Source organism: Bradyrhizobium sp. UFLA06-24, assembly GCF_054967145.1.
The window spans coordinates 37,973-62,248 of record NZ_JADFUE010000033.1 but is presented as its reverse complement, the minus strand read 5'-3'; the positions used below and the strand labels follow the sequence as shown (position 1 = coordinate 62,248).

18 protein-coding genes and 1 pseudogene are annotated in these 24,276 nt (G+C 65.6%); 10 read left to right on the top strand and 9 right to left on the bottom strand.

What is annotated here, in order from left to right:
• Positions 1–167: 167 nt before the first annotated feature.
• From IF809_RS24325 to IF809_RS24310, 4 genes are all read right to left on the bottom strand, one after another.
• The gene (locus tag IF809_RS24325) at positions 168–836 is read right to left on the bottom strand and encodes an OmpA family protein (protein ID WP_462838761.1); all 669 of its coding nucleotides are present in this window, start codon (positions 834–836) and stop codon (positions 168–170) included.
• On the bottom strand, positions 836–1,252 hold the full coding sequence (locus IF809_RS24320; protein ID WP_128969198.1) for a hypothetical protein: 417 nt from the start codon (positions 1,250–1,252) through the stop codon (positions 836–838). Before IF809_RS24320 ends, IF809_RS24325 begins: the two co-directional genes overlap by 1 nt.
• A gap of 88 nt (positions 1,253–1,340) precedes the next feature.
• Positions 1,341–1,628, bottom strand: a complete 288-nt coding sequence (locus IF809_RS24315) for a type II toxin-antitoxin system HicB family antitoxin (protein ID WP_128964731.1) — start codon at positions 1,626–1,628, stop codon at positions 1,341–1,343.
• Between the two features lie 3 nt (positions 1,629–1,631).
• The gene (locus IF809_RS24310) at positions 1,632–4,208 is read right to left on the bottom strand and encodes an ATP-dependent helicase (RefSeq protein WP_128964732.1); all 2,577 of its coding nucleotides are present in this window, start codon (positions 4,206–4,208) and stop codon (positions 1,632–1,634) included.
• 237 nt (positions 4,209–4,445) lie between these two features.
• Between IF809_RS24310 and IF809_RS24305 the strand changes: the two genes are divergently transcribed.
• Positions 4,446–4,616 carry a DUF1328 domain-containing protein gene (locus tag IF809_RS24305; RefSeq protein ID WP_092299745.1) on the top strand — a complete coding sequence of 57 codons (171 nt, stop codon included), beginning with the start codon at positions 4,446–4,448 and terminating at the stop codon, positions 4,614–4,616.
• Here the strand turns inward: IF809_RS24305 and IF809_RS24300 are convergent, their stop codons facing one another.
• The gene (locus IF809_RS24300; protein ID WP_462838760.1) at positions 4,617–5,123 is read right to left on the bottom strand and encodes a thioesterase family protein; all 507 of its coding nucleotides are present in this window, start codon (positions 5,121–5,123) and stop codon (positions 4,617–4,619) included. It lies immediately after the preceding gene.
• An 87-nt stretch (positions 5,124–5,210) separates the two neighbouring features.
• Here IF809_RS24300 and IF809_RS24295 point away from each other — a divergent pair, with 87 nt between their 5' ends.
• Positions 5,211–6,635 carry an FAD-binding oxidoreductase gene (locus tag IF809_RS24295; protein WP_462838759.1) on the top strand — a complete coding sequence of 475 codons (1,425 nt, stop codon included), beginning with the start codon at positions 5,211–5,213 and terminating at the stop codon, positions 6,633–6,635.
• A 51-nt stretch (positions 6,636–6,686) separates the two neighbouring features.
• Complete coding sequence (locus IF809_RS24290) at positions 6,687–7,049, top strand: hypothetical protein (RefSeq protein WP_453982437.1); 363 nt, start codon at positions 6,687–6,689, stop codon at positions 7,047–7,049.
• Here the strand turns inward: IF809_RS24290 and IF809_RS24285 are convergent, their stop codons facing one another.
• The 3 genes and pseudogenes from IF809_RS24285 to IF809_RS24275 form a co-directional block, all read right to left on the bottom strand.
• Entirely contained in the window at positions 7,050–8,717 is a 1,668-nt protein-coding gene (locus IF809_RS24285; protein WP_462838758.1) for a SulP family inorganic anion transporter, read from the bottom strand. It abuts the gene before it with no gap.
• Between the two features lie 202 nt (positions 8,718–8,919).
• A pseudogene (locus IF809_RS24280) lies at positions 8,920–10,388 on the bottom strand (caspase family protein).
• 130 nt (positions 10,389–10,518) lie between these two features.
• Entirely contained in the window at positions 10,519–11,436 is a 918-nt protein-coding gene (locus IF809_RS24275; RefSeq protein ID WP_462838757.1) for a LysR family transcriptional regulator, read from the bottom strand.
• Positions 11,437–11,532: 96 nt separating this feature from the next.
• On the opposite strand from IF809_RS24275, the gene IF809_RS24270 reads away from it, so the two are divergent.
• The 4 genes from IF809_RS24270 to IF809_RS24255 all read left to right on the top strand — a co-directional run bounded on the left by IF809_RS24270 (position 11,533) and on the right by IF809_RS24255 (position 16,211).
• Positions 11,533–11,976: a DoxX family protein gene (locus IF809_RS24270; protein WP_453996051.1), complete on the top strand. Its 444-nt coding sequence runs from the start codon at positions 11,533–11,535 to the stop codon at positions 11,974–11,976.
• A gap of 337 nt (positions 11,977–12,313) precedes the next feature.
• Complete coding sequence (locus IF809_RS24265; protein ID WP_462838756.1) at positions 12,314–13,345, top strand: TRAP transporter substrate-binding protein; 1,032 nt, start codon at positions 12,314–12,316, stop codon at positions 13,343–13,345.
• Between the two features lie 22 nt (positions 13,346–13,367).
• Positions 13,368–15,221, top strand: a complete 1,854-nt coding sequence (locus tag IF809_RS24260; protein WP_462838765.1) for a TRAP transporter large permease — start codon at positions 13,368–13,370, stop codon at positions 15,219–15,221.
• A 12-nt stretch (positions 15,222–15,233) separates the two neighbouring features.
• Positions 15,234–16,211, top strand: a complete 978-nt coding sequence (locus IF809_RS24255; RefSeq protein WP_462838755.1) for an NAD(P)-dependent oxidoreductase — start codon at positions 15,234–15,236, stop codon at positions 16,209–16,211.
• Positions 16,212–16,217: 6 nt separating this feature from the next.
• Here IF809_RS24255 and IF809_RS24250 read toward each other — a convergent pair whose 3' ends face one another.
• The gene (locus tag IF809_RS24250; protein ID WP_462838754.1) at positions 16,218–17,384 is read right to left on the bottom strand and encodes an ABC transporter substrate-binding protein; all 1,167 of its coding nucleotides are present in this window, start codon (positions 17,382–17,384) and stop codon (positions 16,218–16,220) included.
• 282 nt (positions 17,385–17,666) lie between these two features.
• On the opposite strand from IF809_RS24250, the gene IF809_RS24245 reads away from it, so the two are divergent.
• The 3 genes from IF809_RS24245 to IF809_RS24235 all read left to right on the top strand — a co-directional run bounded on the left by IF809_RS24245 (position 17,667) and on the right by IF809_RS24235 (position 24,221).
• On the top strand, positions 17,667–20,096 hold the full coding sequence (locus IF809_RS24245; RefSeq protein WP_462838753.1) for a bifunctional diguanylate cyclase/phosphodiesterase: 2,430 nt from the start codon (positions 17,667–17,669) through the stop codon (positions 20,094–20,096).
• Positions 20,097–20,185: 89 nt separating this feature from the next.
• Positions 20,186–21,478 carry an MFS transporter gene (locus tag IF809_RS24240; RefSeq protein ID WP_453982446.1) on the top strand — a complete coding sequence of 431 codons (1,293 nt, stop codon included), beginning with the start codon at positions 20,186–20,188 and terminating at the stop codon, positions 21,476–21,478.
• 157 nt (positions 21,479–21,635) lie between these two features.
• Positions 21,636–24,221, top strand: a complete 2,586-nt coding sequence (locus IF809_RS24235; protein WP_462838752.1) for an EAL domain-containing protein — start codon at positions 21,636–21,638, stop codon at positions 24,219–24,221.
• Positions 24,222–24,276 lie beyond the last annotated feature (55 nt).

Sequence of the window (24,276 nt, the reverse complement as noted above, 5' to 3'; positions counted from 1 at the left end):
CTCATGCAGTACAGGGTCGGGGAAGGACGAACAGAGCCTATAGCACCGGATAGAGCAGTGCACAAACCGGGGCATTTGTCGCGCAGGACCGCGCCGTCGCGCGCTGAGACAGGTCACAAAATAATCGAGACTTCAAAGGGTTCCCGTAGCGGCCGGGACGCGCATGCTCAGTGCCTCTTGGCGGGCTTTTTGGTCGCAGGCGGAGGAGCTGCTGCGGGACGTGCCGGTGCATCCTCGGGGAGTTTGGCAAAGGTCATGATTTGCAACTGGCCGTTGACGGCCGAGGTCGGTTTCGCGCGGTCGAGGAACTGCTCTTCGCCGAGGCCGATCGGCACAAGCCGCTTGGTCGAGATCTTGAAGGTGTTGACCAGCACGTCGCGGATCGCGTCAGCACGGCGCTGGCTCAGGATCGCGTTGGCCTCGCGCGTCTTCGAATTGGACTCGACGTGGCCGACGATGAGGAACGTGTAGGGCAGCAGCGAGGCATGAACCAGCGCGTCGGCGATCCGGCCGACGGTCTGGTAGGATTCCGGCTGGATGATCGGCGTGTCGGCGTCGAACTGGATCTGGGCGTTGAAGGCCGGCAGCTTGGCCAGGTCAGGCGCGATCGGCGGCCGGTTCACCGGACCGGGATCGTTCTTGATGCGCGCCCTGGCCCGTTCCATCACCTGCTGCTTCAGTGCTGGAATGTCGACCTCGACGGCTTCCTCGAAATGGTTGAGCTTCCCGACGATGTCGTCGCGGGTCGGTGCCGTCTGCGCGCCGGCTTTGCCTGCGAGCAGAGCGAGGCCCAACGCAACACCGATTGCAAGGCGGACGTGCCCGGACGCGCGCATCAGCGATACCCCGCGTCGTCGACGGCCTTCAGGCAGTTGTTGCTGATGCCCTTCGGCGTCGAGATCAGGCAGGGGATCGACTTGCTGGTCTCCTTGGTCGAGCCGCCGCAGACCTTGACGATTTCACGCTGGCAGGCGTTCGCGACCGTGACACGGGCGCCGATGCGCTTCTGGATGGCATCGAACACGGTGAGGTAGTCGCTCAGGCACTGCTGCGAGAGCACGTCCCGATTGCGGGAGAGACACTCCTTCAGGCGGGTGGAGTCCGGGTTGACGCCGCGGCAATTGGCGACGATGTCCGCACCGCAACTTTTCGCCAAGAGCCCGATCGAATCGCCAAAGCTCATGGTCTCCGCCGCCGCAAGCGACGGCATCCCCAATGCCAGCAAGATCAGTGTGATGGAGCCCCGGACCATGGCTGCATCTGATACGGGGAAGTTCGCGATGGTCAAGGGCTGTTCGCCGCGGAATTGTCGACAGTCCGGCCAGTGCGGCGAACAGTCCTCACTCCTCGCCATCGGCATTGGGAGGAAATTCGATCAGCACGGCGGTGTGGTTCCGGATCGCATCGGCAAATTCGGGGTCGGCCTTGAGCTGGTCCAGGGTCCGCGGCGAGGGAAGCTTGCGCCCGTCCTCGGTCAGATCCTGCGCGTAAAATCCGATCGCCTCGGCCGCGTTCTCCAGGGCTTCGTCGACATCGTCGCCGCCGGAGATGCAGCCGGGCAGGTCCGGAAACCACAGGCTGACGTCATCGGGGCCGGCATCCTCGATGATGGCGACGTAGTGAGGCATGCCTCACGCCCGCTGGACAAAGCTGTCCACGACCTTCTTCTCGCCGGCCTTGTCGAAGGCGATGGTGAGCTTGTTGCCGTCGATCTTGGTGACACGGCCGTAGCCGAATTTCTGGTGGAAGACGCGGTCGGACAGCGAGAACTCCGAGGTCGTGCCGGTCGATTTGGCGATCAGCTCGCCCTCGATCGTCAGCGGGCCGCGGCGGCGCGAGGAGAAGCTGCCGAAATCGGGGCCGGATGACGATGAGGACGAGAACGTCGCGGCCTCTTCCTCGAAGCCGCCGCTTCTGCCGCCATTGCGGCCGCCGCCGCGATTGCGGTTCGCCTGGGCGCGCTGCCAGCCCGGCGTCGAATAGCTCGAGCCGAACGCCTCCATGTCGTCGAAGCGGGAGGCGCCGTAGCCGCCGGTGCCGCCCCAGGCCGAGCCGCCCTTGGATTCCGTGATCTCGACATTGGCCGCCGGCAGCTCGTCGAGGAAGCGCGAGGGGATCGTGGTCGACCAGGTGCCATGGATCCGGCGGTTGGTCGCGAAATAGATCATGGCGCGGCGGCGGGCGCGGGTCAGGCCGACATGGCCGAGCCGGCGCTCCTCCTCGAGCCCGGCGCGGCCCTGTTCGTCCAGCGTGCGCTGGCTCGGGAACAGGCCTTCCTCCCAGCCCGGCAGGAACACGTTGTCGAATTCGAGGCCCTTGGCGGAGTGCAGCGTCATCAACGACACGGCGTCGTCCTCGGCGCCGCCCTCGCGGTCCATCACCAGCGAGATGTGTTCGAGGAAGCCTTGCAGGTTCTCGAATTCCTCCATCGAGCGCACGAGTTCTTTCAGATTCTCGAGCCGGCCCGCGGCGTCGGCCGAACGGTCCTTCTGCCACATCTCGGTGTAGCCGCTCTCGTCGAGCACGATCTGGGCGAGATCGGTGTGTGCGGTGACCTCGCGCTGGGCGCGCCAGCGGTCGAACTGGGCGACGAGATCGCGCAAGCTGCCGCGCGCCTTCGGCTTCAGCTCGTCGGTCTCGACCACCGCGCGCGCCGCGTCGAACAGCGGGACGCGGCGCTTGCGGGCATGGTCGTGCAGCATCTGCACGGTGGCATCGCCGAGGCCGCGCTTGGGCACGTTGACGATGCGCTCGAAGGCGAGATCGTCCGCCGGCGAATTGATCACGCGCAAGTACGCCAGCGCGTCGCGGATTTCGGCGCGCTCGTAGAAGCGTGGACCGCCGATGACACGATAGGGCAGGCCGAGCGTGACGAAGCGGTCTTCGAACTCGCGCATCTGGTAGGACGCGCGCACCAGGATCGCGATCTCATTGAGCTTCTCGCCCTGGCGCTGCAGCTGCTCGATTTCCTCGCCGATGCCGCGCGCTTCCTCTTCCGAATCCCAGGAGCCGGTGACGGTAACCTTCTCGCCCTCGACGTCCTCGGTGCGCAGCGTCTTGCCGAGCCGGCCTTCATTGTGCGCGATCAGGTGCGAGGCGGCGGCGAGGATGTGGCCGGTCGAGCGGTAGTTGCGCTCGAGGCGGATGACCTTGGCGCCCGGAAAATCGTGCTCGAAGCGCAGGATGTTGTCGACCTCGGCGCCGCGCCAGCCATAGATCGACTGATCGTCGTCGCCGACGCAGCAGATGTTTTTGGTCTTCTCCTTCTCCCCGCTTGCGGGGAGAAGGTCGGGATGAGGGGGAGTCTCCACGAGCGCGGTCTGCGGAGAGTCCTCCTCACCCGCATCGCTTTGCGGTGCGACCTCACCCCGCAGGCGGGGAGAGGTCGAAGAGGGCGCCTGCGACAGCAGCCGCAGCCACAGATATTGCGCGACGTTGGTGTCCTGGTACTCGTCGACCAGGATGAACTTGAAGCGCTGCTGATACTGCCTGAGGATGTCAGGATGCTCGCGGAAGATCCTGATGTTTTCCAGCAGCAGGTCGCCGAAATCGGCGGCGTTCAGGATCTTCAGCCGCTCCTGGTAGCTCGCATAGAGCTTGCCGCCCTTGCCGTTGGCGAACATCGCGGCTTCGCCCGACGGCACCTGTGATGGCATCAAGCCGCGGTTTTTCCAGCCGTCGATCAAGCCGGCCAGCATGCGCGCCGGCCAGCGCTTGTCGTCGATGTTCTCGGCCTGCAGCAGCTGCTTGAGCAGGCGCACCTGATCATCGACGTCAAGCACGGTGAAATTCGACTTGAGCTGCGCGAGCTCGGCGTGGAAGCGCAGGATGCGGCCGCCGATGGAGTGGAAGGTGCCGAGCCACGGCATACCTTCGACGGCGTGGCCGAGCATCTGGCCGAGCCGGTGCTTCATCTCCCGCGCGGCCTTGTTGGTGAAGGTCACCGACAGGATCTCGGCCGGCCGTGCGCGGCCCTGACTCAGGATGTGGGCGATGCGCGTCGTCAGGACGCGCGTCTTGCCGGTGCCGGCGCCGGCCAGCACCAGGACCGGTCCGTCCAGCGTCTCGACTGCCTCGCGCTGCTCGGGATTGAGCCCGGAGAGGTATTTCGGGCCCACCGAGGCGCGCGCACGCGCGGCGATGCCGCCGGCTGCGGGCTGGTGGTCGGGAACGGCTGTGATCTTGCTCGGCTCGGTCATGCGAATCATTGCCCCACGATGGCACCGCGGGGTGGCGGAAGGGAGCCTTCTTAACAGGGATTGGTGGCTATATGGGGCGCCGGGAAGAGGTTTTCCACGTACGCCGCGGGCCGATTTGTTCCTCGGAACGGCATTAAATTCCGGCCAGCCTGCACCGGAACCATCGTTCCCGGGTCGAGATTGTCAAGGCATGAGGCGCGGCCAGCCGCGTCGATCGCAGACAGACATCAAGACAGAGGTTTCACCATGCTAGGCTGGGTCGTAACGTTTCTGGTCATCGCACTGATCGCCGGCATCCTGGGCTTTGGCGGCATCGCCGGCGCTTCCGTCGAAATCGCCAAGATCATCTTCTTCGTCGCCGTCATCCTGTTCCTGGTCTCGGCCGTGGTCGGCCTGGCGCGCGGGCGCAGGATATAGCTAGCGCTTCGAGGGCATCGCCACGTTCCGGCCGATGCCCTCGGGCCGCGGCACGGCGCGGTGAGCGCTGACGACGGTTGCAATGCGCTCGCGAATGTCGGGCGGAAACGCCGCCACCTTGCGCGAGCCCATGTCGATGTGCAGCGACATGTTCTCGGAGGTCGCCGACAGCCAGCCTTCGGTCGCGTGTCGCAGCTCCTCGAAGGTATGCAGCCGCTTGTCGTCGGCTTCCAGCAGCCAGACCGAGACCTGCACGGGATCGCCGAGATGGATCTCGCGCAAGTAGCGCACGTGGCATTCGGCCGTGAAGGTCGAGCCGCCGCGCTCCTTCATGTAAGCAGGCCCGATCCCGAGCTGGAGCCACATCTGGTCGATCGCGCGGTCGAACATCACGTTATAATAGGCCATGTTGAGATGGCCGTTGTAATCGATCCATTGCGGTTCGATCTGCATGATCGAGGCGCGGAACGGTTCAGGCGTAGCGGCTGCGGCGGCACTCTCCGGCATGTGTCCTTCCCAAGCTATGCGTCCGGTCGCTTGACTTGACCGGCTTTATGTCCTTTGCCACGGTTTCTTCTGTCGGGAGGAATGTCCGTGGGTACTGTTATCACCAATAATCCGCCGCGGCCGGCGCCGGAAGCCCTCGCAAGCGCGCTGGAGCAGCTTGCCGCACGGTTCGGCAACCGTCTGATCACCTCGCAGGCTGTCCGCGAGCAGCACGGCCATACCACGACATGGATCGTCAACCAGCCGCCCGACGGCGTGGTGATGGCGCAGGAGACCGCCGACATCCAGGACGTGGTGAGGATCTGCGCCAAGCATGGCGTGCCCGTCATTCCCTTCGGCACCGGCACCTCGCTCGAGGGCCAGGTCAATGCGCCCGCCGGCGGCATCTCGATCGATTTGCGTGACATGAACAAGGTGCTCGCGGTGCATGCCGAGGATCTCGACTGCGTGATCCAGCCCGGCGTGACCCGCAAGGCGCTCAATGAGCATCTGCGCGACCAGGGCCTCTTCTTCCCGATCGATCCCGGCGCGGACGCCTCGCTCGGCGGCATGGCCTCGACCCGCGCCTCCGGCACCAACGCGGTGCGCTACGGCACCATGCGCGAGAGCGTGCTGGCACTGAAGGTGGTGCGCGGCGACGGCGAGATCATCACCACGGGCACGCGCGCCAAGAAGTCATCGGCCGGCTACGACCTCACGCATCTGTTCGTCGGCGCCGAAGGCACGCTCGGCATCATCTCGGAGCTGACCATCCGCCTGCGCGGCATCCCCGACACGATCGCGGCCGGCGCGGTGTCGTTCGAGACAGTGCACGGGGCGTGTCAGGCGGTGATCCTGGCGATCCAGACCGGTATTCCCGTGGCGCGCATCGAGCTGCTCAATGCCGCGCAGGTGCAGGCCTGCAATGCCTATTCGAAGCTGACTTTGCCGGAGACGCCGCTGCTGCTGCTGGAGTTCCACGGCAGCGAGATCGAGGTCGCCGAGCAGTCCAAGGCCTTCGGCGAGATCGCGAAAGAATGCGGCGGCGGCGATTTCTCCTGGACCACCAAGCCGGAGGATCGCACAAAGCTGTGGCAGGCGCGGCATGATGCCTATTGGTCCGTCAAGGCGCTGCGCCCGGGCAACAGCATCGGCGTGGTCGCGACCGACGTCTGCGTGCCGATCTCGCGGCTCGCCGATTGCGTCAGCGAGACCGAGGAAGATCTCAAGCGGCTCAATCTGCTGTCGCCGATCGTCGGCCATGTCGGCGACGGCAATTTCCACTGCTCGCTGGTGTGTGACACCAACGATGCGGCCGAGATGGCGCGCGGCGAAGAGTTCATGCATCGCCTGGTCGAGCGCGCGCAGGCGATGGACGGAACCTGCACCGGCGAGCACGGCATCGGTCAGGGCAAGCAGAAATACCTCAAGGCCGAGCTCGGCCCGGAAGCGCTGGATGCGATGCGTGCGCTGAAAAAGGCGCTCGATCCGCAAAACATCTTCAATCCCGGCAAGATCGTGCCGGAGGCGTAGCGCGCCGGCCGGTCGCCGTTTATGCTCGCTCCGTCACGGCGGAGCGATGCAATGCAGTGGTTTGCGCGCAAGACGCGACAGGAGATCTGGGACGAGGCGATCCAATGGCCGCTCGGCGACATCGAAGCCGCCGCGCGCATCCGCGCCATCTGTGACGCCGCGGCCCAGAGCGCCATCGCCGCTGCGCAAAACGACAAGGGCGAGAACGTCCGGTATGAGCGCGCGGCGAAGGTCGCAATGGAGATCGCGATGAAGATCTCCGACGATCTGATGCGCGACGACGCGGTGCATCGCATCGTCGACCTCTGCATGAGCGCGAGCGATCTCAAGACGGCGCAGATCCTGTTCCGCGCGATCCACGCCGGCTGGATCCGCGAGACGGTGCAGCGGGATCATCCGACTTTGGTGTCGTGATTACCTCGCCAGCCTGTGCACGGCCTCATCGACGCTGTGGAAGACGTGCTCCCTCGGCAAGGCGTCGAACAGGCGGAAACGCTCGAACGCGTCCTGCGCGCGCACCGATTCCAGCCGGGCCAGCGCGACGGTGACGCCCTGCGCGTTGCACACCTTGAAGACGTCGAGCAGGATCTGCGCAGCGGTGAAGTCGATCTCAACCATGCCGCTCGCCTCCAGCACCAGGAGTCGCGGCATTGCCGTGCCGAGCACTTTTGCCACGTCGCTCCGGAAGCTCGGCGCATTGAGGAACGACAGCGGCGCCTGCAGCCCGATCACGGCAACGCGCTCGACGCGCTCTCCGGTCATGTGCGGATGCGCCGGCCACCAGATCGTGGTGCCCGGCACGCGCTCGAATTCGACCAGCCTTGCGCGCGTCGTGCTCCAAATGCCGTGCAGCAGCGACAGCATGATGCCGAGGAACGCACCTTGCTGGATCGGCAGCACGATGATCAGCGCGGCGGTGGCGACGATCAGCAGAAATTCGCTGAACGACTGGCGGTAGATCGTGACGATCTGCCTGGTGCGGATGATCCGCAGCGCCACGAACAGCAGGATGCCGCCGAGCGCTGCGTCGGGTACATGGCGCAGCAATCCCGTTCCGAAGGCGAGCAGCGCCAGCACGATCAGCGCTGCCGCAAGGCCGGCGAGCTGCGATTGTCCGCCGGTCTCGGCGACGATGCCCGTGCGCGGCGGGCTGGCATTGACCGGAAAGGCGCCGAACAGGCCGGACAGCACGCTGCCCGCGCCGGCGCCGAGGAAGTCGCGGTCGACATCGGCGGGCTGGTCGGGATCGGACGGGAACGATCGCGTGGTGGCCGCGGTCTGCACCATCACCACCACGGTGACCACGAAGGCGAGCGGCACCAGGCGAACCCAGAGCTCCGGTGCAAGGACCGGGAAGGTCGGTCGCGGCAGCGTGCTTGGCACGGCGCCGACGACGTTGACGCCCTTGCTCTCGAGGCCAAGCGCGATCGTGGCTAGCGTCGCGGCAACCAGCCCGATCAGCGCGCCCGGGATTTTTGCGCTGATCTTCTCGGAGATGAAGACCACCGCGAGCACGCCGAAGCCGATGCAGAGCGTGACGGGATTGGTGCGGCCGATCTCGGTAGCAAGCACGCCGATGCGATCGAGTGTCGGGCCGTCAGGCGAGTCCAGCCCGAGCACGCCGGGCAATTGCGACACGATGATGTGGACGGAGATGCCGGCGAGGAAGCCGACCATCACAGGCATCGACAGGAGGTTGGCGATACCGCCGAGCCGGAACGCGCCGCCCGCGACCATCATCGCGCCGACCATGAAGGCCAGCGCGATGGCGAGCCCCTGATATTCCGGTGAGCCCGTGGCGGCGAGCGCCGCAAGGCCGCCCGCGAAGATCGGCGTGATCGTGGAATCGGCGCCGCAGGACAGAAAGCGGTTGCCGCCGAGCAGCGCAAAGCCGAACGAGCCTGCCATGAAGGCGAAGAATCCGATCTGGGGCGCAAAGCCGCCGAGCCGCGCCGTCGCCATCTGCTCGGGGATCGCGATCGCCGCCAGCGTCAGTCCCGCCATCAGGTCGCCCGGTAAGGAATAGGAGGCGAGCGATCGGAGTAGCGGCCAGGCAGGCTTGGCGTCGGCGTCGTGCGGCATCGAGGTCCCCGGAAAACTGTGCGTCAAACAACAACACTACAGCATTTCGGGATCGGAAGGCGCCAGACGCGATTTCTCACCATCCGCGTCGTTGCGAGCGCAGCGAAGCAATCCAGAATCCCTCCCAGGAAAGACTCTGGATCGCTTCGCTGCGCTCGCAATGACCGAGGAGAGATTGGTTCTCGGTTCGCTGGCGAAAACCTCAGTACCGGCCGCGCTCGTTGCGATAATCGCCGCCGCGGCCTCCGCCGCCCATTCCCATGCCAATTCCAATCCCGATCCCGATGCCTTGCATCACGGCACCGGGCGGTGGACCGGGAGGCGGTGCGCGTTCCACGACGACTTCGTCGGGCGGCGGCCGGCGCTTCGGCGGTGTATCGACGACCTTGCGCTTTGGCGGCGTGTCGTCGACGCGCTTCTTGATGACAGGCGCAATCGTCGGATTGATCGGCGTCGCCGGCGGCGTCGGTGCCGAGCATGGACAGGTCGGCGCCATGGCGACGGCGACGGGAACCGCCGCGGCCGCAACCGGCACGGCATAATTGCGGTTCTGCACGCGCAGCAGCAGCCGCCGCGCGGTTGCGGCGAGATCGCTGTTGCCCCAGTTCGCGAGATAGGCCTCGAAGGAGGCGCGGGTGTTCATCGCGACCGCGCGCTCCCACGCCAGCATCTGGCGCCGGCGCTCCAGCACCGTGCGCAGGCGCGGCGTGGTGGAGGCCTCCGCGTAGAGTTCGACATAGGCCTGATAGGCCTCGACGGTGTCCTCAGTGATCACGAGATCATAGGCGGCGCTCGCATCCTTGCCCTGCAAGTCCTTGCGCCAGTCCGCGACGCTGCGCGGGGTGCTGGCAAGCGCCATCGCATTTGCGCCAGCAGCAGCCGGCTGGCCGCTGCTGTCACCGAAGAATTTGAAGTCGGTGGTCAGCGACGAGCTTTCCCACGGGATCTGTCGCCCGTCGGTCGATTGCGCCACGGCGATGCGGATGCGTTTGAACACTTCCTCGATCGGCAGGTTCGGTTGCTTGGCGACCGTCAGTGCCGCCGTTGTGTAGGGACTGTCGGCGCCGGAGCCGTCCTCGGCCTCAGCGCCGGGCGAGGTCGAATACGAGATGAAGGACCCGGGCGCGCCCGCTTTGGTATCGACGATGGCAAGCCCATGGCCGGCGCCCGAGAGCGCCGGGAACGGATTGTTGCGGCAGGCATCCAGCATGAAGATGCGCGCCCGTGTCGGCAGCGCGCCGAGCGTGTTGAGCAGATCATTCAGCCGCACGCCCTGAAGCGGAATGTCGGCTTCGCGCTTGGGATCGAGATCGACAGGCACCAGATAGTTCTCGCCGTCGATCTGCAGGCCGTGGCCAGCGTAGAACACCAGCGCGACGGTGTCGGCGCCGCTGGCGCTGACCTTGTCGGCGAATCCGAGATCGCCTGGCGCATCTCGATCTGCGCGAGGTTCGGCGCCGCAGTGACGGTGAAGCCGGCATTACCGAGCAGCTCGGCCATGCCCTTGGCATCGTTGGCAGCGTTGGGCAGCTCGGGCACGGTGCGATAGGCGGACTGGCCGATCACCAGCGCGAGCCGCGCTTCGGCGGCAGCTTCCGTCGACGTCATCAACTGGCTGAGGGCAAACGGGCCGGAGGCAAGAAGTAAATTGCAAAGGACTGGACGGCGCATGGTGTCACCTCCATCGGCAATGGCGCGAGGATGTCACCTTTTGTAGTGGTCCGCCATGGCGCCGTCTGTGCGCTAGCTCACGGACGCGCGTGCGGCAAAGTGGGGCAGGGCCTCTGCCGGAGCCGACGCATCATAGGCCACGGTCCCATGGAGGGTCCGGCGCAAAGCGCGCGGCGAGGAAATCGATGAAGGCGCGCACCTTGGCCGGCGGACGACGATCGGGCAGGTAGACCGCATGGACCGCGGAGGACTGGATCTCCGGCTGGTCGAGCGGCAGCGCGACCAGCGTGCCGGCCCGCAGATCATCGGCGATGATGAAGGTCGGCTGCCGGGCGAGGCCAAGGCCGGCCAGCGCTGCCGCGCGCAGCACATCGCCATTGTTGGCGCGCAGGTTTCCCGACACCTGGACGCGGATCTCGACATCCGCCCCGAACAGCCATTCCGCCGCGCTCGCCTGCTGCGAAAGCGTGTAGCCGAGACAATTATGCGCGGCGAGATCGCCCACGCTGCGCGGCGTGCCGTGCTTCGCCAGATATGACGGCGCGGCGCAGACGACCAGGCGGTTCGGCGCGAGCTTGCGCGCCACCATGCTGGAGTCGCGCAGCTTGCCGATGCGGATCGCGAGGTCCCAACCCTCCTCGGCGAGGTCGACGAGACGATCATTGAGGCCGAGCTCGAGGGTGACTTCAGGGTGGCGCTCGGAGAATTCGGCAATCAGGGGAGCGATCTGTCGAGTGCCGAATACCACGGGCACGTTGACCCGCAACGATCCGCGCGGCTCGACCCGCTCGCGCGCGACCGCTGCATCCGCCGTCTCCATGTCGGCGAGGATCCGCTCGGACGATTCCAGATAGAGGCGGCCAGCCTCGGTGATCGACAGTCGGCGCGTGGTGCGGTGGAACAGCTTGACGCCGAGCCGCGCCTCCAGCGACGCGACGTGCTTGGTCACCATGGTCTGCGACAGCCCCATCGCGCGGGCCGCGCCGGACAGGCTGCCGTTCGCCGCCACCTTGGCGAAGACTTCCAGGCTGGTCAGCCGGTCGAGCATCTATTTCACTCTATAGGTGTGAGGTATATTTCCAGAATAGCAGATTATCATTCTAGCGGGAATAGATCATAGATCTTCGCAACAACGGAGACACCGATGATCGATTCCCGTACTGCCCCTTACGCGGCCCTCGCGTTGCGTGTGACCTTGGGCGCCCTGTTCCTGGCCCATGCGAGCCTGAAACTGTTCGTCTTCACCCCCGCTGGCACGGCAAAGTTCTTCGGCAGCCTCGGCTTCCCGCCGGAGCTGGCCTACCTCGTGATGACGGTGGAAGTTCTCAGCGGCATTGCGCTGATCCTCGGCGTCTGGACCCGCTATGCGGCGCTGGCAGGCATTCCGGTCCTGCTCGGCGCGATCTTCACCGTGCACGGCGCGGCGGGCTTCTTCTTCACCAACCCGAAGGGCGGCTGGGAATTTCCCGCATTCTGGGCCATCGCGCTGGTCGCGCAGGCGCTGCTTGGCGACGGCGCCTTCGCATTGCGGCCCTCGCGCGACGTCGAGGCAGCAAGCGGGCAGCTGAGCGTGGCGCCGTCGCGCTGATCGCAACGATCGTTTGAAATGAGAGAGCTGCGGGACCTCGGTCCCGCAGCTCTTTTGCTGGGTCCCATCAATATGCGTTCGGCATTGATCCATGCCCGATTTGGATCGATCGTCGTCGCTCCTGCATGCCGGGCCTTGTCGCTGCCGTGCGGCATCGTCGAAAGCATAGGAAAACATAGGCGTTCCGCTGCGATCTCCGACAGTGATCCAATCCCTCGCGCACGCGTGTCGCTCCCTGCCGCGAGCCTTGCCTGCTCCGTCGCTTTGGCCATACAGTCTGCGCAACAGGCCGTGTCAACGAGCGCGGCTGCAAACAAGAATATTGGGGAGAGAAACCATGACCCTCGTGCCCGTCAGCCGTCGCGCGTTCCTGAGGTCGTCGACCGGGGTGACCGCCGGTCTCGTGCTCTCTCCCGCCATCATCGGCCGCGCTGAAGCTGCAACGCTGAAGCTGAAATGCTCCTCCTCGCTGCCGAACGATCCCAAATTTGCCAACGGCCGCGTCTACTACGACAATCTCGTCAAGAATCTGAAGGGCAACGGGCTCGGCGAGCAGGTCGAGGTCGCCTTCTTTCCGGACAATCAGCTTGGGCAGGAAATCGACGTCATCAATTCGGTGAAGCTCGGCGTCATCGACCTCATGGTCTCCGGCTCTTCGATCTCGGCCAATCTGGTGCCGCTGGTCGGCACCTACGATCTCGGCTTCCTGTTCTCGAGCTTTCCGCAGCAGACCAAGGCGTTCGACGCCGGCGCCGCCAAGCCGATCGAGGACGCGCTGCTCAAGGGCAGCAACATCCGTATCATCGCCTGGGCCTATAATTTCGGCTCGCGCAGCGTGTTCGCGAAGAAGCCGGTGAAGACGCCGGAGGATCTCGCCGGTCTCAAGATCAGGACGCTGCCCAATCCCGTCATTACCGAATGCCTGCGGCTGATGGGCGCTGCCGCGACGCCGCTGGCGTTCGGCGAAATCTACACGGCGCTGCAGGCCGGCGTGCTGGACGGCCTCGAGCACGATCCTCCGACGATCCTCGCCAGCAAGTTCTATGAGGCCGCGAAGTTCTACGCGCTGACGCAGCACAATTTCTCGCCGCTTGCGATCTACTTCAGCGATGCGACCTTCAACCGCATGGATCCGAAGCTGCGCGAAGGCTTTCTCGACGCCGCGAAGAAGGCCGCGGCCGATACGCGGACGCACGGGCTCGCGGTCGAGAAGGAGGCACTGGCTGCGCTCACCGAGAAGGGCGTGACGGTGGCCGAATGCGACCGCGAAGCCTTCAAGAAGCGCGTGGCACCGCAGACGGAGAACTTCATCAAGGCGCGGCCGGAATCCAAGGCGGTCATCGACATCATTCGTTCGACGCAAGCCTGAGATGGCCAAATCCGAAATGGCCATGACCGGCGCCTTGCCCCTCTCGGGCGGTCGACACGGCAGTATTGCGCTGCTGCTCCGTTGCAGCGACACGATCGCAGCCATCTTGCTGGCTGCCGATCTCGCGGTCGTCTGCGGCTCGGTGTTGTTGCGTTTCTTCTTCAACGCGCCGGTCGAATGGTCGGATGATGTTGCGCGCGGATTGATGGTCGGCTCGGCCTTCTTCGGCGCGGCGAGCGCACTCGCACGCGGCGAGAATGTCGGCGTGTCCTTCTTTCGCGATCTGTTGCCGCAGCGGCTGCGAACGCTGGTCGACGCGGCGAGCGCCGTGCTCGTCGTGCTGATCTCCGGCTATGTCGCCTACAACGCGATCAAGCTGGGTTCGCTGACATCGGGGCAGACCACCGGTTCGGGCCTGCCGCTCGAGCTCACCTTCTATCCGATGGGCATCGGTGCGCTGTTCATGACGGTGTTCGCGATCGATCATCTCTGCGCGCGGCCGCTGCCGGAGATCGTCAGAGGCCTGGTCGCCGTCGCCATCGTCACCGGGCTCTATCTCGCCTGGGATTACCTGTCGCCGTCATCGGTGCGGTCGGCGGGCACGCTGATGCTGATCGGCTTCTTCGCCACGTTGTTCGGCGGCTTGCCGATCGGATTTGCGCTGGCGCTGGCCGCGCTGATCTTCATCTGGGTCGAGGGCGCGCTGCCGGGCGTCATCTTCGCCCAGCAGATGGCGCGCGGCATCGACAATTTCGTGCTGCTTGCAATCCCGTTCTTCATCCTCGTCGGCTACCTCATGGAAGCCAACGGCATGTCGGTGCGCCTGATCGAGCTGCTGCAGCGCGCTGTGGGGCGCATGCGCGGCGGACTGAACGTGGTGATGGTGGCCTCGATGGTGCTGTTCTCGGGCATCTCGGGCTCTAAGATGGCCGATGTCGCCGCGGTCGGTTCCGTGCTGATTCCGGCGGCACGTCGCTCCCGGCAGAATCCCGGCGGCGCGGTCGCGCTGCTTGCGGCGTCCGCAGTGATGGCGGAGACCATTCCGCCCTGCATCAACCTGATCATTTTGGGCTTCGTCGCGAACCTGTCGATCGGCGGCCTGTTCATGGCGGGGCTGTTGCCGGCGGCGCTGATGGCGGCGGTTCTGATCGCCTTCTCCATCATCTCCGGCAAGCCACGCGCGGACGCCGAAGAGGTCGAACCGCAGGTGGCGGTGTCGGGCCTGTGGAGCGGCGCGATCGCCTCGTTCGGTCTGATCTTCCTGATCTTCTTCGGCTTCAAGAGCGGCTTTGCCACCGCAACCGAAATCTCGGCCTTCGCGGTCGCCTATGCGCTCATCGTTGGCAGCGTGGTGTTCCGTGAGCTCAGCTTCAGATCGGCGGCGCATAGTTTCGTGCAGGCGGCGACGCGTGCGGGTCTCGTGCTGTTCATCGTCGCCGCCGCGCAGTCGCTCGCGTTCACGCTGACCCTGCAACAGGTGCCGCATGCGGTCGGCGACTTCATGCTTTCGTTGTCTAAAACCTCGGGCGTCTGGCTGTTCATCCTTCTCGCGATCGCCGTGCTGATCGTGATGGGCTCGGTGCTGGAAGGCGCGGCCGCGCTGATCATCTTCGGGCCGCTGCTGCTGCCGGTTGCGGTGCAGCTCGGCATCGATCCCCTGCATTTCGGCGTCGTCCTCGTGATCGCAATGGGCATCGGCCTGTTTGCGCCCCCGCTTGGGCTCGGGCTCTACGGCGCCTGCCTGATCGGCAACGTGCCGATCGAGCAGACGGTGAAGCCGATCCTGGGCTATCTCGGCCTGTTGTTCCTCTGTCTGCTCGTCATCGCCTTCGTGCCCTGGCTCTCGACCGCCTTGCCGCGCGCATTCGGCTATTGAAGGAGTGCCGTCGTGAAAGTCCTGCTGGCCCATACGCCGGAGATGCGCCGCAATTATTACGGCGATCGCAGCCTGAACGGCCTGCGCGCGATTGCTGACGTGATCCTCCACGAGGGCGATCAGGCGCTCGATGCGGCCGGCCTCGTGACTGCGGCCAAGGATGCCGACATCATCGTCGCCGATCGCATGACCGAAGGCCGCGGCGAGATCTTCGCGCTATTGCCGCGCCTGCGTGCCTTCGTCCGCTGCGCCGTCGACATCCGCAACGTCGATGTCGAGGCGGCCTCGCAGGCCGGCGTGCTGGTGACCCGTGCCGGTCCCGGCTTCGTCCAGGCGGTCGCCGAGCTCGCGGTCGGCTTAATGGTCGATCTGTCCCGCGGCGTGTCGCGGACCACGGCGGATTACCACGCCGGCCGCAAGCCGGAAGCGCGGATGGGCCGCCAGCTCGCCGGCAGCACGATCGGCATCATCGGCTATGGCAGCATCGGCCGCTATCTCGCCGAGATCGCCAAGGTGCTGCGGATGGAGGTGCTGGTCGCCGATCCTTTCGCCACTGTCGCTGACACCGCGCTCAGGCACGTCGCGCTGGAGGAGCTTCTCGCGGCGTCCGACTATGTCGTGTGCCTTGCCATCGCCAACGAGCAGACCGAAAAGCTGATCGGGGAGGCGGCGCTTGCGCGGATGCAGAAGCATGCCGTCTTCATCAATCTGTCGCGCGGTAATCTGGTCGACGAAGCCGCGCTCGCCAAGGCGCTGCTGGAGAACCGCATCGCCGGCGCGGCGATGGACGTCGGCCGCGCGCCCGACCAGATGCCGACGCCGGAGCTGGCGAAGCTTCCGAACGTCATCGCGACGCCTCATGTCGGCGGGCTGACGCCGCAGGCGATTGAATATCAGTCGCTGGAAACCGTGCGGCAGGTCGAGGCGATCAGCAAAGGCGAGGTGCCGCCGGGCGCCGTCAACGCCGAGCGCTGGACGAGGCGCCCTTGAGTGACGCTACAGCCGGTCCACCGCCTTGAACGTCCCGTCCTTCTGGATCACCGTCAGAAACACCTTTGGCGGTGCCTCGCCGGCGCGCGCGCCGACAGTGACGAGGCTGCCGCTGATGTCGAAGCGGCCGGTCGCGTTGATCGTGTCCAGCAGGCCCGCGCGGGTCGGATTTGGTCCGGCTTTTTCCAGCGCGGCCGCGGCGAGGCGGCCGGAGATGTAGCCTTCGAGCGAGACGAAGTCCGGTGTGATCGTAGGATCGAGCGCGATCTGTGCCGCCTGGTAGTCGGCGACGAGCTTGATCGAGCGATCCCAGGGAAACGGCACGACCTGGGAGACGATGACGCCTTCGCCGTCCGGGCCGAGCTCGCGGGCAAGCGCGGTGGCGCCGACGAAGGAGATGTTGACGAAGGTGGGATAGGCACCGTTGTGGTGCGCGAGCTTGATGAACTCGGCGCTCGGACCGTATGTGCCGACGATCACGATCGCCTCGGGCTCGGCGCGCTTGATGGTGCGCCAGCCCGCGCTGACCGCACGCGTGTTGCGCTCGAAGGTGCCTTCGGCGGCGAGTTCGAGCCCGCGCCTGGCAAGCGCGTTCTTCACGCCGGCAAGCCCGTCGCGGCCGAAGGAATCGTCCTGGTAGAAGATGCCGATCCGGGTGAAGTGACGATCCTCGGTGAGATGCTTGATGAGGGTCTCCGTCTCCGCGCTGTAGCTGGCGCGAATGTTCACCACATTCGACAGTTCGGGATCGCGTAGGAATTCGGCGCCGCTGAACGGTCCGATGAAGGGAATGTTGCGAGCGCTGGTCATCGGGATGGTCGCGATCGCAGTCGGCGTCCCCACCGCGCCGATCAACGCGAACACCTTGTCGTCTTCGACGAGCCTGAGCGTTTGCGCCACCGAGCGGTCGGGATCGTAGCCATCGTCGCGGCTGATGAGCTGGAGCTTGCGGCCGTAGACGCCGCCTCTGGCATTGATCTCGTTGAACGCGGCGACGATGCCGCGCCGCATGTGTTGCCCGAGCACGGAAGAGGGACCCTCGAGCGCCGCGGCCTGGCCGAACAGGATTGCGTCCCTGCTGACGCCGACCTCGTCGCCGCGTGCCGTCAGCGTCGCCGCCGCCGAGAAGGCGGCGGCGAGTGCGACGCCTATCGCTGCGCGCGATCGTTTCATGAGTGAGCTCGCCGGATGCACAAAGTGACGCCGACGATAGGTCTGCAGGCTGAACAGGGCGCTAACCGGAGCCGACGGAGTGCTCCGTAGGACTGCGGGTAAAAACGGCAAATGGCTACCTGATTTTGGCAATGCGAAGGTCATTCGTTAACTACATCTCGCGATGCGAGATGGACGAGTTCCAATGTTGTACGGTTCTTAACTCCGATCCTTGTCCGATAGTCACCGCGGTGGCTCAACCCTAAGTTCGGACGCCGCGCCGAGGGACGTGACGGGATTAAGATGGGCGATCGCGATCAGAACGATCCGGGTCGAAGGCGTAAGACTGGCCGCTGGCGCGATGCGACGCTGCTCGGCCTGTATCGCCCTGCTCTGGTCGCGGCCGCCCTTGGCTTGCTGTTCTCGCTCGCAGGCGCCGCGGCGGTGGCGCGCTGGGAAGATCGCGTCAACAAGATCGAGTTCGAGAACGCCGCCGAAACGCAATCGATCGTCATGCAGAACGGCATGAACGAATATATCAGCCGGCTCGTGGCGCTGCGGACGCTGTTCGAATCCTCCAACGAGGGGGTCACGCGCAGCGAGTTCGAGACGTTCAGCGGCCGGCTGTTCGAGCGCTATCCCGGCTTGCTGCGCGTCGGCTGGCTGCCGCGGATCAGCCGCAAGGAGCGCGCCGAATACGAGGCTGCCGCGACTGCAGACGGCGTGTCCGGCTATCGCATCAAGGCGCTCGATGGCAAGGGCTTCGTCACCGCGCCGCAAGGGGAGGAGTATTTCCCCGTCTTCTATTCGACGCAGCCGAAGACATCGCCCGTCTATGGCATGGACTATATGAGCGTGCCGGACCGCAAGGCGGTGCTCGAGCGCGCTCGCGACAATGACGACATCGCCGCCATCCGCACCGAGCTCTATGCCCGCAACGAAGACAGCAAATTGCCGAACGTGCTGGTGATCGTGCCCGTCTACGCCAAGGGCACATCGCGTGAGACCATCGCCGATCGCCGCCGCAACATCACCGGCTTCGTTGTCGGCATCTTCGACTTGCCCTTGCTGATGCAGGCCATCCGCGTCAGGACCGGGGCGAGCCCCGCAGTCAGCGTGAACGTCTATCAGCCCTTCGACGCGCGTACCATCAGCCTGGACGACATGCTGCCCGATTACGCCTCCGCAGCGGCCGCGCCGCAATCGATCGGCGATGTCGCGCGCGGACGGCACTGGTCGGGCGGCCTCAGGATCGGCGACACCGATTGGCAGGTGCGGGCGGTTCCGACCGCCGGCGGTGCGCTGGAAACGAGTTATGACCGCGCGGGCGCCGTGCTGACCGTCGGCATGCTGCTGACGCTGTCGCTTTCGACCTATCTGATGCTCGCAAGCCGCAATTCGCGGCGGCTGTCGCTGGCCAACCGTCGCGTGCTCGAGTTGGCGCAGACCGACGTGCTCACGGGCTTGCCGAACCGCGCCTTCTTCCTCGCCCGGCTCGACGAGCTCAACAGCCAGCTGAAGGATGGTGGCTGGACCTTCTCGATCCTGATGCTCGATCTCGATCGCTTCAAGAACGTCAACGATTCCCTCGGTCATGGCGCCGGCGATGCGCTGCTGCGACTGGTGGCGCAGCGGCTGAAATCCGCGGTGCGCTCCACCGACGTGCTGGCGCGGCTCGGGGGCGACGAATTCGCCATCATCCAGGAGGGCTGCGATGACCAGCGCGCCGCTTCCACCGAACTCGCCGCGCGGATCGCCAAGCTCGTCTCCGAGCCGTTCCTGCTGCCGGGACATCGCGTGGAGATCGGCACCAGCATCGGCATCGCGATCGCGCCGGATCACGGTAGCGACCAGGAGCAGCTGCTGAAGAAGGCGGATCTTGCGCTCTACCGCTCGAAATCGGCCGGCCGCAACTGCTTCACCATCTACGACGAGGCGATGTCGGCGGAGCTCGAGGCGCGCAACACGCTGGAGGGGGATCTGCGCGATGCCATCGCGCGCTGTCAGCTCGAGGTGCATTATCAGCCCTTCATGGACGCCGGCACCGGCGCGCGGCGCGGCTTCGAGGCGCTGGTGCGCTGGCGCCATCCGGTGCGCGGGCTGATCCCGCCGGATCAGTTCATTGCGCTCGCCGAGGAGACCGGGCTGATCGTGCCGCTCGGCGAATTCGTGCTGCGCAGCGCCTGCGCGGATGCCGCGAGCTGGCCGTCCGATCTGATGGTCGCGGTGAACCTGTCGCCGATCCAGTTCAAGGAAGCCGATCTGTTCGACGTCATCTGCGCCGCCTTGCACGATTCCGGTCTGTCGCCGCAGCGGCTCGAGATCGAGATCACCGAATCCGTCCTGCTGGAGCGCGGCGCCGAGAACCACGCCTTCATGGAACGGTTGAAGGGCATCGGCATCGAGCTCGCGCTCGACGATTTCGGCACCGGCTATTCCTCGCTCAGCTATCTCACCGCGTTCCCGTTCGACAAGATCAAGATCGACAAATCCTTCATCCGCAGCCTCACGCACCAGCCGCGCTCTTCCGCCATCATCTCCTCGATCGTGACGCTGGCGCGCGGGCTCGACATGGCGGTCACCGCCGAGGGTGTCGAGACATCGGAGGAGTTCGAGCGGCTGAAGGCGCTCGGCGTCAATTTCGCGCAAGGCTATCTGTTCGGCCGCCCGCGCCCGATCGCCGAGATCGAGCTCGACGGGCCGAGCTCGCGTTCGCAACGCGACGCAGCCTGAGCGCTCGGCCCCAAGCCGCGTCCGTGAAAATCGCTTGACCCGCGCGTCCCCAGATGGTCCGAAGGATCGTCCAGGGATGAAACAAGAAAATGCGACTTCCGTTCTTCTACGGCTGGGTCGTGGTTGCCGTGACGTTCGTCACCATGGCCATCGGCGTCAACGCGCGCACCGCCTTCTCGCTGTTCTTTCCGCCGATCATCTCCGAATTCGGCTGGGAGCGCGGCGTCACCGCGGGCGCTTTCTCGTTCGGATTCGTCGCCTCGGGCGTCGCCAGTCCGTTGATCGGACGGCTGATGGACCGTGCAGGCCCGCGCGCGGTGATGGAGCTCGGCGTCGCGCTGATGGCCGGCGGGCTGCTGCTCGCCCCGCTCACCAGCCAGCCCTGGCATCTCTATCTGACGCTCGGCGTGATGGTCGGCGCCGGCTCCGTGTGCCTCGGCTATTCCGGCCAGTCGCTGTTCCTGCCGAACTGGTTTATCCGCAAGCGCGGATTTGCCATCGGTATCGCCTTTGCCGGCGTCGGCATCGGTTCGATGACGCTGCTGCCATGGGTGCAGCACATGATCGAGCAGACCGGCTGGCGCACCGCCTGCACCGCGATGGGCCTGACGATCCTGATCGTGCTGGCGCCGATCAACCTGCTCCTCCACAAACGTCCCGAAGACCTTGGCCTTCAGCCGGACGGAGACGCCACGCCGGCCGTGGGCGCCGCAAAGCCGGTCTCGAACATCGTCGATCCGGCCTGGGCCAGCACCGATTGGACGCTCGCACGGGCGGTTGCGACGGCCCGGTTCTGGTGGATCGCGTTCGGCTATTTCTGCGGGCTGTACATCTGGTACGCGGTGCAGGTGCATCAGACCAAGTTCCTGCTCGACATCGGCTTCAGCCCGAGCATTGCGGTCTGGGCGCTCGGCGCTGTCAGCCTGCTCGGCATTCCCGGCCAGATCCTGCTCGGCCACGTCTCCGACCGGATCGGACGGGAATGGGTCTGGGCGATCAGCTGCGCCGGCTTTGCGATCTGCTTTTCGGCGCTGATCGCGCTGAAATATCAGCCCTCGCTGTGGCTGGTCTGGCTGATGGTGTTCACGCAAGGGGCGCTCGGCTACGGCCTCACCTCGATCATGGGGGCGGTGGTGTTCGAGATTTTCCAGGGCCGACATCAGGGCAGCATCTTCGGCACGATCATGCTCGCGGCACTCGCGGGCGGTGCCGCCGGTCCTTGGCTGACGGGCCTCCTCTATGATCGCGCCGGCGATTACACGCTGGCCTTTGCAATCGGCATTCTCGTGAGCCTGCTCTCGGCGCTGTCGGTCTGGCGTGCCTCGCCTGGCAAGGTGCGGGCGGTGGCGGGCCGGCTGCACAGGCTTCGCGCGACAAACTAGGTTCCTTCTGCAACGGATTACCGTCGCGCCTTTCAAAGACTGTTAAGCATGTCGCGGCTTGCCGGAACCGAGGCCAGCGACAAGAACGTCTTGGACACCATCGCAGCGTTAGCTTCGGGCTCATTGCCATATCTTCCCGATCCTGCCGGGTCCAACGATGTCTGCTGACGCCCCCGTGACCGAAATGCCTGATGTGCTGCGCGCGGCGCTCGAATGCGCCGACGACGGCATCGTCATCGTCGATGACGCGCGTCGCATCACTCATTTCAACGCCGGTGCGGAGCGGATCTGGAAGTTCGCGCGGGCCGATGTGCTCGGCCACGACGCTGCAATTCTCACGCTCAAATGCCTTCAGGCCGACCCGGTCGCGGATTTTCGTGACGAGATCAGCCTGGTTCGTTGCGACGGCAGCCGGATCAAGGTCCAGATTGCGCTGTCCTCGGTGACCACAGGCGGCGCGCTCCATCACATCGTGTTCGCGCGCGATGTCACTGCCGATGCCGAGCGCCGCGTCAGGATCGGGCTGCTCAACACCGTCTCCGACCAGACCAACCGCGCGGTCATCATCAGCGATGTCGAGCAGAACATCGTCTACGTCAATTCGGCCTTCACGACACTGTTCGGCTACAGCAGCGGCGAGGCCGAAGGGCGTCGCGCAGGCGATCTCATCGCCGGCTGCCATACCGATCGGAAGGCCATTGCCAGGGTCATCGAACGCCTGATGCGTGGTGGCCGTCGCGGCGAGGCCGAGGTGCTGGTCTACGACAAATCCGGCCAAGAGATCTGGGTTTGCGCCCGGATCGATGCCTTCCGCGACAAGAAGGGGCGGGTCAAGCATTTCTTTGCGCTGCTCGAGGACATCACCGAGACCAAGCAGCTGCGCTCGCTCCAGCAACTGATCATGAGCGCGCTCGCCGACGAGGTCCCGATCGCCGAGATCGCCGACAGGCTGTGCCGCCGCGTCGAGGAAATCGCGCCCGACGTGGTCTGCTCGCTGCTGCACATCGATGCCGCCGGCCTGGTCCATCCGCTCGGCGGTCCAAGCCTGCCAGAGGACTATTCCCGCGCGCTGGATGGCCTCGCCATCGGGCCCAATGTCGGCTCCTGCGGCACAGCGGCCTTCTATGGCGAGCCGGTGCTTGCGACCGATCTCGATACCGATCCACGCTGGCAGCCCTATAAGACGATGCCGCTGGCGATAGGCTTGCGTGCCTGCTGGTCGACACCGGTCAAGGCCAAGGACGGCCGGGTCATCGCGACGTTTGCTTTCTATTATCGGGAGCCGCGCGCGCCGAGCAACTGGCACCGGCGCATCGTCGAGGCCTGCGTCGACCTCGGCGCTTTCGCGATCGAACGCAAGGAGGCGCGCGCCGAGATCGCGCGGCTCGCCTATCACGATATCCTCACCGGCTTGCCGAACCGCGCGCAATTGCGGCACCTGATCACGACCGCGATCGACGCCTGTCCGACCGGCGGCCATGTCGCGCTGGCTTTTCTCGACGTCGACCATTTCAAGGACGTCAACGACACGCTCGGCCACGCCGCCGGCGACGAACTGCTGGTTCAGCTGGCGCAGCGCCTGCGCGAGCAGATCGGGCCTGAGGACATGTTGGGCCGGCTAGGCGGCGACGAGTTCGTGGTCCTGCTGCCGCACCGGAATGCACAGGACGCCGAGCGCGTCGCAGCCGGCATCACCGAGGCGCTGGCCACTCCCTTGCGGCTCGGATCGAAGCTGATGCCGATGTCGGCCAGCATCGGCATCAGCCTCTATCCCGACCACGCCACCGACATCGACACGCTGATGCAGCAGGCCGACGCCGCCATGTACATGGCCAAACAGGCGGGCCGGTCGACCCATCGCATGTTCAGCGCCGAGATGAACGGCCTTGCCGAGCAGCGACTGGCGATGATCGCAGCGCTCCGCCGCGCCATTGCCGACAATGCGCTGAGCCTGTTCTATCAGCCGCAGGTCCGCAGCTGCGATCGCGCCATCCACGGCGTCGAGGCGCTGGCGCGCTGGCACGATGCCGCGCTCGGCGACGTCTCGCCGGCCAAGTTCATTCCGCTCGCCGAAGAGTGCGGCCTGATCGAGCAGATCGGCCTGTGGTCGGTGCGCGAGGCCTGCCGGCAGATGGCGATTTGGCGCCGCGCCGGGCTCAACATTCCGAGCGTGTCCGTGAACCTGTCGCCGCTCAATTTCCGCAACGTCGCGCTGGCCGCGCGGCTCAAGGACATTCTCGCCGAACATGCGCTGCCGCCCGATGCCCTGATGCTGGAGATCACCGAAGGCACGTTCATGCAGGACGGTGCCGCCGCGCTGGAGACGATGCATGCGATCCGCGAGCTCGGCGTCGGGCTTTCGGTCGATGATTTCGGCACCGGTTATTCCAGCCTCAGCCGGCTCGCGCATCTGCCGATCCGCGAGCTGAAGATCGACCGCAGTTTCATGCGCGACATCGACAAGGATGCAGCCGCGCTCGCGATCGCCACCGCCGTGGTGCGCGTCGGCCAGGGCCTCAGGCTGACCGTCGTCGCCGAAGGCGTAGAGACCGAAGGCCAGCGCAAGATGCTGACCGAGCTCGGCTGCGACGTCGTGCAGGGCTTCCTCTACGCCCCCGCGCTCGCCCCGGTCGCCTTCGAGCGCTGGCTGATCGAACATTGCGCCGAGCAGGCTATGGCGATGCTGGGGCGATTGGATGTTGCTTCGGGAGTGGTCGAGGGCGCGGTGAGGCGGTCGGCATAAGACACGTGTCGTCCGTTTGAGATCAGCACGCAAATGCGTGCCTGTCCGCCTTGCC